Origin of the sequence: Kitasatospora sp. NPDC087271 (assembly GCF_044744605.1) — a bacterium.
GTDB lineage: Bacteria > Actinomycetota > Actinomycetes > Streptomycetales > Streptomycetaceae > Kitasatospora.
Map to the genome: position 1 here is coordinate 1 of NZ_JBIUYQ010000044.1, position 10522 is coordinate 10522.

At 72.8% G+C, this 10522-nt stretch carries 7 protein-coding genes; 3 read left to right on the forward strand and 4 right to left on the reverse strand.

Annotated features, from left to right (window positions below):
• Positions 1-611: 611 nt before the first annotated feature.
• Together ACIO9K_RS36880 and ACIO9K_RS36885 are read left to right on the forward strand one after the other, a co-directional pair.
• On the forward strand, positions 612-2159 hold the full coding sequence (locus ACIO9K_RS36880; RefSeq protein ID WP_363626303.1) for a Na+/H+ antiporter: 1548 nt from the start codon (positions 612-614) through the stop codon (positions 2157-2159).
• A 110-nt stretch (positions 2160-2269) separates the two neighbouring features.
• On the forward strand, positions 2270-2971 hold the full coding sequence (locus ACIO9K_RS36885) for a hypothetical protein (RefSeq protein WP_363587139.1): 702 nt from the start codon (positions 2270-2272) through the stop codon (positions 2969-2971).
• A gap of 26 nt (positions 2972-2997) precedes the next feature.
• Here the strand turns inward: ACIO9K_RS36885 and ACIO9K_RS36890 are convergent, their stop codons facing one another.
• The 4 genes from ACIO9K_RS36890 to ACIO9K_RS36905 form a co-directional block, all read right to left on the reverse strand.
• Positions 2998-3369, reverse strand: a complete 372-nt coding sequence (locus ACIO9K_RS36890; RefSeq protein ID WP_363587138.1) for a nuclear transport factor 2 family protein — start codon at positions 3367-3369, stop codon at positions 2998-3000.
• 55 nt (positions 3370-3424) lie between these two features.
• Positions 3425-6895 carry a carboxylic acid reductase gene (gene car / locus ACIO9K_RS36895; protein ID WP_400336259.1) on the reverse strand — a complete coding sequence of 1157 codons (3471 nt, stop codon included), beginning with the start codon at positions 6893-6895 and terminating at the stop codon, positions 3425-3427.
• A gap of 107 nt (positions 6896-7002) precedes the next feature.
• Positions 7003-8199 carry a cytochrome P450 gene (locus tag ACIO9K_RS36900; RefSeq protein ID WP_363587136.1) on the reverse strand — a complete coding sequence of 399 codons (1197 nt, stop codon included), beginning with the start codon at positions 8197-8199 and terminating at the stop codon, positions 7003-7005.
• A gap of 30 nt (positions 8200-8229) precedes the next feature.
• A complete protein-coding gene (locus ACIO9K_RS36905; RefSeq protein WP_363626309.1) occupies positions 8230-8967 on the reverse strand; it encodes an SDR family oxidoreductase in 738 nt (245 codons plus the stop codon).
• Between the two features lie 394 nt (positions 8968-9361).
• Here ACIO9K_RS36905 and ACIO9K_RS36910 point away from each other — a divergent pair, with 394 nt between their 5' ends.
• On the forward strand, positions 9362-10450 hold the full coding sequence (locus ACIO9K_RS36910) for an NADH:flavin oxidoreductase (protein WP_363626311.1): 1089 nt from the start codon (positions 9362-9364) through the stop codon (positions 10448-10450).
• The last annotated feature ends 72 nt before the right edge of the window (positions 10451-10522 follow it).

A 10522-nucleotide genomic window follows, 5' to 3' on the forward strand; every position in this document is an offset into this window, starting at 1 on the left:
CTCGCGATGACGCCGTACACGGTGCAGGACCACCTGAAGTCGGTGTTCAGCAAGACCGGGGCGGGCAGCCGGCAGGAGCTGGTCGCACGGATCATGCTCGGCGGGGGACGCTGCTGATCCGGGACTACGGTCGGTCCGGGGCCCCGGGCCGGCCGGGGCTGTCCGGCCGGGCACGACGGGTCCGGGCACGACGGGGTCCGGGTCCCGGGCCGCCCCCGCGCCACAAAAATACCCACGGGGGTATATTGGGAGGACCGGCACCCCATCCGGGGGTGCGACGTGAGGAGCAGCGCGATGTGTCGACGAACCACCTGCCGGACGTGCGGCAAGGCAAGCTACGCGGGGTGCGGCATGCACGTCGACCAGGTACTCGCCGGGGTGCCCGAGTCCGGCCGCTGCGCCTGCGACCGGACGAAGCGCAAGAGCGGCGGCTTCCTGGCGAGGCTGCTCGGGCGCCGCTGAGGGGCACGACCTGCCGGGCACCCTGCCGTCCCGCGCAAACGACCCGATAAGATGATTGACGGTGTGCCGGGAAGTCTGGTCGGCTCGGGGGACGACCGCAGCGCTCGGGCGGCGGCGACCCCGATCGTCGTGATGGGTCGTTTCCGCAGATGCACGCCGTGGGGATCGTTCTGGTTCTGGTGGTTCTGGCCACGAGCGTGGCCACCTTCGCCCGGCGGTTGCGGGTGCCCGCGCCCTCCCTGCTGGTCCTGGTCGGCCTCGCGGTCGCGATGGTCCCGGGTGTGCCCGCGCTGCACGTACCGCCGCAGGCCATCGCCCTGGTGGTGCTCCCACCCCTGCTCTACTCCTCCGCCGAGGAACTGTCGTTGCGTGATCTGCGCGCGGTGTGGCGCCCGGTGACGATCCTCTCCTTCGGCCTGGTCTTCGCCTCCGCCGCCGCCGTGGGCTTCGTCGCCGTCGCCGTCGCCGGGCTCCCGCCCGCGATGGCGTTCGTGCTGGGGGCCGTCCTGTCCAGCACCGACCCGGTGGCCGTCACCGCGCTCGGCCGCCGGCTGGCGCTGCCGGGGCGCGTCCAGGTGCTCGTGCAGGCCGAGAGCCTGTTCAACGACGCCACCTCGCTGGTGCTGTTCAAGGTCGCCGTCGGCGTCGCCGTGGCCGTGGGCGGCACGGTTGACCTGCCTGCGGCGGGCGGCGAGCTCCTGCTGCTCGGCGGGGGCGGCAGCCTGGTCGGCGCCGCCGTGGCCGGCCTGGTGTGGCTGATCCGGCGCCGCACCGCCGACCCCGTCCTGGAGACCGTGATAGCCCTGGTCACCCCGTACGCGGCGTACGTGCTCGCGGAGTCCGCGCACACCTCCGGGGTGACCTCGGTCGTGGTCGCCGGCGTCCTGCTCGGCCGCTCCGGCCACCGCCTCACCGACGCCCGCATCCGGCTCCAGCTGCACGCCGTCTCCGCGGTGGTGGTGTTCCTGCTGGAGAGCGTCGTGTTCAGCATCGTCGGCCTGCAACTGCCCGCCCTGGTCCGGGACCTGCCGGCCGGCACCGGCTGGTGGCCGCTCCAGGCGCTCGCGCTGGCGGCCGTGCTGATCGCCGTCCGGGTGCTGTGGACGCTGCCGCTGACCCGCGGGGTCAAGCCCGCCCGCGGCCGGCTGTCCTGGCGGGTCGCCGGGGTCGTCACCTGGGCCGGCACCCGGGGCGTCATGCCGCTGGCGGCGGCCCTGTCCATCCCGCTGCTCACCGCGGACGGCAACCGGATACCCGGGCGCCCGCTCGTCCTGGTGCTGACCACGGCGGTGGTCGTCCTCACCCTGGTCGTGCAGGGCCTGACCCTCGCCGCCGTGGTCCACCGTTCCGGGCTCGCCCTGGAGCCCGAGCACACCGCCCGCGAGGAGGACGACGCCCGCGACGCCCTCAACCGCGCCGCCCTCGACCACGTCGACCACCTCGCCGCCCTGGAGGTCATGCCCGACACCGCGATCGACCGGGTCCGGCGCGGCCTCGCCGCCCGCCTCGACCGCACCCCCGAGACCCCCGACGGCATCACCGCCGACGCCGCCTACCGTCAACTCCGGCACGAGGTCATCACCGTGCAGAACACCCGGCTGCACCGCCTCTACGAGGAACACCTCATCAGCGACACCACCCTGCGCCGCCTCCAGCGCGACCTCGACCTGGAGCAGGCCGGACTCGGGCGGGTCTGACCGGCCCGACCCGGCCGGCCGTGACGGCTCGCGGCCCCGGTCTTCCGCACCTCCGCACCGCAGGTCAGACTGTCGCGAGCAGTCCGACGCAGCACCGAACGGGGGGCCACATGGCACAGGGCAGGAAGAAGCAGAAGAGACCACTGAGCGCGGCGGCCGCCGCCCAGCGGCCGAAGACCGCCAAGCGGAGACCCCGGAAGGACAACCCGCTCGCGCCCCGCACCATCCGCCGGGCGGCGGGCCTGGTCGCGGTGCTCGCCCCGCTGCTGCTCGTCGGCCTGATGGCGCTCGCTGTGGACCCGGACTACTCCGCCCTGTTCACGATCCTCGCCGTGCTGGTGCTCATCACCTCGCTGGGCGGGCTGATGGTGGTCCGGGCCGCCGGCTGGGTGCTCTGGCCCGGCGTCCTGCTGGGGGTCCTGCTGCTGGCCCTGCCACCCACCACCATCCGGGCGGAGGTGCTCGCGCACCGCGGGGAGCGGACCGAGGTCGTCGTCACCGAGGCCCACAGCTCGAAGGACCGCAGCGGCCGGACCAGTTGGTCCTGCGCGATCCGCCGCGCGGACGGGAAGCCGCTGCCGCACCCGGAGTTCCAGGGCTCGGGCTGCTCCGGGTCGTCCTCCGCCGGCACCACCACCACCGTCCTCGTCGACCCCGACGGCTGGGCCCCGCCGGCCGGCACGGACCTGGACCTCGCCTTCCTGCACGGCGGCGTCTACGCCCTGGGCGGCCTCAGCCTGCTCTGGGTCCTGCTCGTCACCGCCGCCGCGCGCCGCAGCCTCCGGGACTCCCGCGCCGCAGCGCCCGCCTGACGGTTCGGGTTCAGGAAGGCGGGCGGTCAGGCCGTGCCGGCCTTCGGCACGGTGTAGAGGCACTCCTCGATCCGGTCGATCAGGCCGCCCTCGAACCGGAAGTAGACGACGGTCGGGACCTCCTGGACGACCCCCTCGGCCGACAGCAGGTGGATGACGTGCTGCTGGAGCACCTCGTCCGGCTTCTCGAACTGGCGGAGGACCTCGAACCGCAGCGACTCGACACCGGCGGCGAAGGCCTTGAAGTGCACGAGCCGCTCGTCGATCGCCTGCTCGTCCTTGCCGTCGTTCTGCCACACGGTGGCCTTCTCGGTGCACAGCGCCCGGAAGCCGGCGAAGTCGTTCGCCTCCAGCAGCCGCAGACCCGAGATGACCGTCTCGCCGATGCTCTGTGCCATGCCGAACTCCTGTGTCCGTCGGGTCGAATGCGGGGATGGTGGTGCGGTGCTGCGGTCAGTGGGGAAGCAGGCCGAGGTGGCGCAGGTCGGTGACGTACTTGCGGACGAGGGCCGCCGACAGGTGCGGGATGTCCTGGTCGGCGCCGACCTTGGCGGCCCGCACGGCGGACCGGAACCCGGCGGCGGGGATCGCCGACCCGGGGACGCCTTCCCCGGGCCGCGCGAAGGCGCGCAGCAGGGGCAGCAGCGAGTGCTGGCGCTGCTTCTCCGGGAGGGCGCGCAGCCCGGTGGTGATCCGGGCGAGCCAGTCGTCGTAGTCGTCGATCCGCCGGATCGGGTGGCCGGCCTCGATCAGCCAGTCGACGAAGGTGTCCAGGCTGACGCCGTCGTCGTGCGGGTTCAGCGCGTTGAAGGTCCGGTAGCCCTCGGTGGCCCGCGCGCCCAGCGCGGTGACGGCCTCGGCGGTGAAGTCGACCGGCAGGCCGTCGTAGTGGGCGCGCCCGCCGCCCCGGTAGAAGGAGCCCGGGGCGATGCCGGTGGCGAGCAGGCTGAGCAGCAGGCGGGTGAACACGTCGGGCACGTTCAGCTGCCCCCGGTACCTGCCGTGCGCGAGGATCATGTCCGAACGCAGGGTGACGACCGGCAGTCCGCACAGGTCGTGGGCCTCGCGGAGCAGCACCTCGCCGGCCCATTTGCTGGTCGCGTACCCGTGCGCGTAGTCGCCGTACCCGTGCGCGTCGTCGTGCCCGTCCTCGTGCTCGGATCCATGCGCGCCTCCGTTGCCGGTGCCCCGGGCGAGGTGGCGCACCGGGCTGGTGACGCGGATGTCCCCGTCCTCGTCGAGGGCCGCGGCGCCGGCCACCACGGCGACGGTGGACACGTAGGTGACGGGCTTGAGCCGGGTGGTGAGCGCCAGCCGGATCAGTTCGGCCGTGCCGACGACGTTGGGCCCGAACAGCTGGTCGTAGGGCAGCACGTGGTTGACCAGGGCGGCCGGGTGGACGATCAGGTCCACGGTGTCGGCCAGCCGCTGCCAGGTGTCCTCGGCCAGGCCCAGCCGCTGCTCGCCGATGTCGCCCGCCAGCACCTCCAACGTCCCGTCAGCCAACTCCCGGTACCGCCGGAGTAGTTCGGCGTCACCGCTGTCGAAGGCGGCCTCCAGCCGCTTCGCCGCGACGGCCGCGTCGGCGCCACGGACCACGCAGACCAGCCTGCCGCCCGCGGGCGCCAGCCGTTCCAGCCACTCCAGGCACAGGAAGCGGCCGAGGAAGCCGGTGGCCCCGGTGAGCAGGACGGTGCGGACGGCGCCGTCGGGGCGGGGCAGCGTCGGGGCGGCGGCGAGCGTCGCCGCGTCGAGGAACCTGTCCAGGGTGAGGTCGCCGGCGCGGGCCTCGACGGCGTGCTCGCCGTGGACGGAGGCGACGGTGGGCCGCGCGGCGCCGGTGCGGCGCCGCTCCTCGATGTAACCCGCAACCCCTGCCAGGTCGTTGGCCGGGCTGATCACCACCCCGACCGGGACCTCGACCCGGAAGATCTCCGTCATGAGGGCGGCGAAGGACAGCGCGGACAGCGAGTCCCCGCCCAGGTCGGTGAAGTGCGCGTCGGCGCTCAGCTCGGCGCCCGCGCAGCCCAGCAGCGCCTGGGCGGCCCGGCCGACCGTCTCCAGCACCGGCCGGTCCGGCCCGGCCCGGCGCAGGTCGCGCAGCCGGCGCTCCTGCCCGTCGGCGAGTTCGGCGTAGAGCCGTTCCAGGGCCTCGCCGTAGCGCTCCCGGAGCCGGGGGCGCAGCGGTTTGTGGCTGTCGGCGAGCAGGCCGTTCGCGGCGCTGAAGGGTTCGGTCTCGATCAGGACGTCGCGCGGGATCTCGTAGGAGTTGAGCTCGGCCTCCTTGGCGATCCGCTGGAGCGACTCGATGAGCAGCGGTTTGAGCGACTCGGCGTCCCCGCCGGCCCTGGCCAGCGCCTCCGGGGCGGGGACGACCACGGCGAGCGGGTAGGCGCGCTCGCTGTTGCCGTACACGAAGATCTGCCGGATCAGCGGGCTGGCGACGAAGGCGGTCTCCAGGCGGGAGACGGCCACGAACTCGCCCTGGGAGAGCTTCAGGACGTCCTTGGTGCGGCCGACGTAGACCAGCCGGTCCGGCCCGGTCTCGGCCATGATGTCGCCGGTCCGGTAGTAGCCGTCCGCGTCGAAGATCTCGGCGGTGAGTTCGGGCCGCTTGTAGTAGCCGGGGATGGCGGTGGCGGTCTTGAGCAGCAGTTCCCCGCGCGGGTGCGGCGAGTCGGTCCGGAAGTAGCCGAGTTCCGGGACGTCGACCAGCTTGTAGTCGATCACCGGCGGGCGCTGCACCACCGAGTCGAGCAGCACCCCGCCGGCCTCGGTGGAGCCGTAGCCGGTGTACAGGTGGAAGCCCAGGCAGGACTCGACGAAGGCCGCCACCTCGGCGGAGAGCGGGGCGGTGCCGCAGAAGGCCTTGGTGACGCGCCCGCCCAGGACGTTCTGCCGCAGGTCGGTCTTGACCGCCGTGTCGACGTCGCCGGGTTCGCCGGAGCGCCGGTCCAGTTCGCTGCGGTACCGCTGGAAGAGCAGGTCGCAGATGCGCGGGACCATGGTCAGCTCGGTGGGGCGGACCAGCGCGATGTCGTCGAGCAGGGTGGACAGGTCGCTCCTGGCGGTGAAGTGGCCGACGCCGCCCCGGGAGAGCGAGCCCATCAGCGCCCAGTGGCCGGCGAGATGGCTCTGCGGCATGTAGTGGACGCTGACCGGGGGTGCGTCCTCCGCACCGTAGCTGAAGCCGTTCCACGCGGTGCGGACCAGCCGCTGGGGGTAGACGGCCCCCTTCGGGGTGCCGGTGCTGCCGGAGGTGTAGATGAGCAGCGCCAACGGGTCGTCACCCGGGTCTGCGACGAACAGGGGCGCGGGCGGCAGTCCGGCTCCGGCCTCGACCACGGCGGCCAGCGGGTCGACGGCCACCGGGCGGCCGGCCCCGGCCAGGCGCCGCCGGGCGGATTCGAGGGCGTCGCGCTGCTCGGCGATGTCGGGGCGGTAGTCGAACACGATCACGCGCCGGATCGAGGGCGCCCCGAGGACGGCTTCGACGGCGGTGTCCAGCCGCTCGATGCTCGCCGCGAGGGCGCGCGGCTCGGTCTCCGCGACGATCGGCGCCAGCTGGGACAGCGGCGCGCTGGACTGCAACGGCACGACCACCACGCCCGCGTGGAGGCAAGCGAGGTCGAGCGTGGCGTAGTCGGTGCTGGTGAAGCCCAGGATGCAGAGCCGGTCGCCGGCGCTCAGCGGGTGGTCCGGGTGGTGGTGCCACTCGGTGGCGACGGCGCGTACCCGGGCCCACAGTTCGCGGTAGCTGACGGTCTCGAAGCCGGGTAGCAGGCGCCCGGTCACGGGCTCCCGCGCGCGTTCGCCGAGGGCGGGCCGGTCGGCGTAGCCCTCCATGATGGCCGCCATGACCTCGGCGAGTCCCTTGCCCGGATCACGCACGGCCGCGGTGATCGCCTCCGGTGGTTCGGCCATGCTGAGTCCTCCCGTAGTGTCCGGGTGATGTCGAAGTGCGGGCTGGGGCCCGGCCGGAGCGACCGCCGACTCCCTGACGTCAGGCGGTCGTTCCGGCCGGCGGCGTCTCACCAGGCGACCGGCAGCGCGTCCGCTCCGCGGATGAGCCGTTCCGTCCGCCAGGTCACCTGGTCGGCCGGCACGGCGAGGTGCAGGCCGGGCAGGCGGCGCACCAGGGTGTCCAGCACGACGCGCAGTTCCATCCTGGCCAGGGCCGCGCCGAGGCAGTGGTGGATGCCGTGTCCGAAGGTGACGTGCGGGATGTTCTTCCGGCGGAAGTCGATCTCCTCGGGGCGGTCGAACACCTCCGGGTCCCGGTTGGCCAGGGAGAATTCGGTGACCACCGCGTCGCCGGCCCGGACGGTCTGCCCGCCCAGTTCGACGTCCTCGGTGGCGATCCGGGTGAAGCCGGCGGTGGCGCTGATCGGGATGATCCGGGAGAGTTCCTCGACCGCGTCGGGGATCAGGCCGGGATCGGCGACGAGCTCGTGCCACAGCTCGGGCCTGGTCAGCAGCGTGTAGACGAAGTTGCCGATCTGGTTGGCGGTGGCCTCCTGGCCGGCGGACAGCAGGCTGACCCCGAGGCTGACCAACTCCTCCTCGGTGAGCCGGTTCTCCTCGTCCTCCACGGCGACCAGTTCGCCGAGCAGGTCGCTGGTGGGCTCGACGCGGCGCTCGGCGACCAGCCCGGCGAGGTACTCGTTGAGGTGCCCGCGGTCCCGTGCGGAGCGGGCCGGGTCGGAGAGCATCAGCAGGCCGTCCACCCAGGCGTTGAACCGGTCGCGGTCCTCGACGGGCACGCCGAGCAGTTCGCAGATCATCGTGATCGGCAACGGCCAGGTGAGCATCTGGGTCAGGTCGGCGGGCGAGCCCGTGGCGATCATGGTGTCGAGCAGCCCGTCGACGATCTGCTGGGCGCGCGGGCGCATCGCCTCGACCCGGCGCACGGTGAAGGGGTTGGCGACCCTGCGCCTCAGCCGGCTGTGCTCCGGCGGGTCCATGCTCAGCATCGAGGTGCGGGGCAGGCCGGCCGAGACGATGCGGGGCACGTCCTCGCCCGCGGCGGCGGCCCGGCTGAACCGGGGGTCGGCCAGCACCGTCCTGACGTCGGCGTGGCGGGTGACCAGCCAGGCGTCGCCGCCGTAGGGCAGGCTCACCCGCAGCACCGGCTGCTCGCCGCAGGCCTCGGCCAGCTTCGGGTCCACGTCGAGCTGCTCGGCCGGACCGAACGGATAGGCCCGCGGCCCTTCTTCTGTCGCGGTCATCGTGTCAGTCCTTCCAGTCCTGGCGGGCGGTCACAGGGACGCGCTCTTGCCGCCGTCGATGACGAGGTTGCTGCCGGTGATCCACGAGGCGCGCCGGGAGACCAGGAAGCCGACCGCCTCGGCGATGTCCTCGGTCTGGCCGATCCGCCCGAGCGGGACCTCGTCGGCCCAGTCCCCCTCCGATTCCATGCCGAGATAGTCGACGATCTTCTCGCGCGCCTCATCCGCCCCAGGAGTCATCACGTTTCCCGGGGAGATCGCGACGACCCGGATTCCGTCCGGCGCCAACTCGACCGCGAGGCCCTTGCTGTACACCTCCAGCGCGGATTTCGCGGCGGCGTAGTGCAGGATCATCGGGTAGGAGGAAATGGTCGCGATGGAGGAGAGGTGCACGATCACCCCGCCGCCGGCCGCGCGCATGGCCGGCACGAGTGCGGCGTTGAGCCGGACGGCGGCCAGGAAATTGATGTCGACCGTGTACTGCCAGTCGTTCTCGATTTCCAGCGCGGTCTGGAAGGCCCGGCAGCCGCCCGCGTTGTTGACCACGATGTCCACCCCGCCGAGGGAGTCCAGCGCGGCGTCGGCGAACGCCCGCACCCCGGCCGGCGAGCTGAGGTCGGCCTGGATGAACTTGGCCGCGGACGGGGTGTGTTCGGTGGGGTTGCGGGCGGAGGTGACGACGGTGGCGCCGGCGTCGAGCAGGTGCTGCACGATCGCGGCGCCGATGCCCCGGCTGCCGCCGGTGACCACGGCCCGTTTGCCGTCCAAGTCGTGGGAAATCTGCGCGGTAAGGCGACTCTCGCTCACCCTGGGTTCCGCCACCTTTCGTTCCTGGGAAATTCCTTTCCGCGGCACTGGTCGGCAAGGGAATCAATTCTCCAGTTGCGACCCAGAAGGCGACGCGGAACCACCTGCACCACTATCCGTGATCTCCCGGACACGGTCAACATGATTGTGTCGATGCCCTGCATCGCCTGAGGCAATGCAGGGCGGACGACGGCACCCGCTGGACGCCGCGATCAACAGGGTCGATAATCGTGCGTTACCTATGTGCGGCCGCCCACACCATATTCCGCGCGGCCCGGCGGCGATTCGCCGGAGCGACGGAGAGGGCGCACACGGAATGTTCACACCATGAGTGCCGAGAACTCGGGAGAAAAGCATGTCCAGCTTGGACGAGCCGTTCGTCGTGGGTGATCTGACGGTCCCCAACCGCATCGTGATGGCCCCGATGACCAGGATGCAGTCCCCCGGCGGCGTGCCGGGCGAGGAGGTGGCCGAGTACTACGCCCGCCGGGCGGCCCACCAGGTCGGACTGATCATCACCGAGGGCACCTACGTCGACCGCGCCGCCGCCCGCGCGTACGACCACGTGCCCCACTTCCACGGCGAACAGGCGCTGGCCGGCTGGGCCCGCGTGGTGCGGCGGGTGCACGAGGCCGGCGGCCGGATCATCCCGCAGCTCTGGCACACCGGGGTCGTGCGCACCGGGACGGAGCCGCCCGCCGAAGGCCCGTCCGGGATCGGCCTGGACGGCGCCCCGGCCGGGCGGGCCATGACCCAGCGGGACGTCGACGACACGGTCGCCGCCTTCGCCGAGGCCGCGGCGACCGCCGAGCGGCTCGGGTTCGACGGCGTCGAACTGCACGGCGCGCACGGCTACCTGATCGACGACTTCCTGTGGGGCGGCACCAACCGGCGCACCGACCGCTACGGCGGCGACCCGGCCTCCCGTGCCCGCTTCGGCGCCGAGATCGTGCAGGCCGTCCGCGCGGTCGTCAGCCCGGGCTTCCCGGTCTTCTTCCGGTTCTCCCAGTGGAAGGTCGGCAACTACGGGGCCCGCATCGCGCAGAGCCCGGCCGAGCTGGAGCAGCTGCTGACCCCGCTGGCCGACGCCGGGGTCGACGCGTTCCACGGCTCCACCCGGCGCTACTGGCAGCCCGAGTTCGACGGCAGCGACCTCAACCTGGCCGGCTGGGCGCGCAAGCTCACCGGCAAGGCCGCCGTGACGGTCGGCTCGGTCGGCCTGGACCAGCAGTACGGCGAGGGCGAGTTCGCCCAGGGCTACACCAGCCGGGCCGGCGTGACCGGCATCGACGAACTGCTGGCCCGCCTCAAGCGTGACGAGTTCGACCTCGTCGCCGTCGGCCGCACCCTGCTCGCCAATCCGGACTGGGCCGCCAGGGCGCTGCGCGGCGACCTCTCCCGGACCGTCCCGTACGACCCGGCGGTGCTCACCAGCCTGGCCTGACAGCCCCGTTCGACGAACGAGCGCCCGGAAGCCGGGCCGCGACCTCGGTCGCGGCCCGGCTTCCGGGTTTCG

Excerpts from the sequence above, each read along its gene's own strand:
- ACIO9K_RS36880 (WP_363626303.1), top strand. The coding sequence starts at position 612 with ATGCACGCCGTGGGGATCGTTCTGGTTCTGGTGGTTCTGGCCACGAGC.
- ACIO9K_RS36885 (WP_363587139.1), top strand. The coding sequence starts at position 2,270 with ATGGCACAGGGCAGGAAGAAGCAGAAGAGACCACTGAGCGCGGCGGCC.
- ACIO9K_RS36890 (WP_363587138.1), bottom strand. The coding sequence starts at position 3,369 with ATGGCACAGAGCATCGGCGAGACGGTCATCTCGGGTCTGCGGCTGCTG.
- car (WP_400336259.1), bottom strand. The coding sequence starts at position 6,895 with ATGGCCGAACCACCGGAGGCGATCACCGCGGCCGTGCGTGATCCGGGC.
- ACIO9K_RS36900 (WP_363587136.1), bottom strand. The coding sequence starts at position 8,199 with ATGACCGCGACAGAAGAAGGGCCGCGGGCCTATCCGTTCGGTCCGGCC.
- ACIO9K_RS36910 (WP_363626311.1), top strand. The coding sequence starts at position 9,362 with ATGTCCAGCTTGGACGAGCCGTTCGTCGTGGGTGATCTGACGGTCCCC.